The sequence below is a fragment of the Streptomyces hyderabadensis genome, from assembly GCF_020404845.1.
Lineage (GTDB): Bacteria > Actinomycetota > Actinomycetes > Streptomycetales > Streptomycetaceae > Streptomyces > Streptomyces hyderabadensis.
The window spans coordinates 1-733 of sequence record NZ_JAIOJZ010000146.1; the positions used below are offsets into that span (position 1 = coordinate 1).

Sequence of the window (733 nt, forward strand, 5' to 3'; positions counted from 1 at the left end):
GGGGCGGCGGGGACGGGCGGCCGCGTCGCCCAGCACGGCCCGGGGTGCGGGCCGGCCGGTGCTCAACGCATCGAGGGTGGCGCAAAGTTCGTCGTGGTCTTCGCCCACGACGACGGCGCGGTGCTCCAGCGCCGTACGCCGTGTCGCGAGCGAGGACGCCACGTCGGCCGGGGCGAGTCCGGGCCGGTCGGCCAGGTGCGCGCCCAGCCGCTCGGCCTGCGCGCGCAGCGCGTCCGCGGACGCGGCGGACAGGACCCACGGGACGATGCCGGGCGCGCTGCCCAGGACGCCGTCGGGCACCTCGGGCGCGGCATCCGTCTGGGGGGCGGCCTCCAGGATCACGTGCGCGTTGGTGCCGCTCACGCCGAAGGAGGACACACCGGCGCGGCGCGGGTGCTCCGCCCGCGGCCACTCCCGCTCCTCGGTCAGCAACCGCACCCGCCCCGCCGACCAGTCGATGTGCGGCGACGGCTCATCGGCATGCAGCGTCCGCGGCAGCACACCCTCCCGCAACGCCATCACCATCTTGATCACACCACCCACACCCGCAGCAGCCTGCGCATGCCCGATGTTCGACTTCAACGACCCCAACCACAACGGCCGCTCAGCGGACCGACCCTGCCCGTACGTGGCCTGCAACGCCTGAGCCTCGATCGGATCACCCAACCGCGTCCCCGTACCGTGCGCCTCCACCACGTCCACCTCACACGCCTGCACCCCGGCACTGACCAAA

Annotated in this window: 1 protein-coding gene; it reads right to left on the reverse strand. The window is 74.2% G+C overall.

All coding sequences use genetic code 11. From position 1 onward, the window contains the following. A partial coding sequence (locus K7854_RS37275; RefSeq protein WP_308112616.1) for a ketoacyl-synthetase C-terminal extension domain-containing protein occupies nucleotides 1-733 on the reverse strand: 733 nt, incomplete at both ends.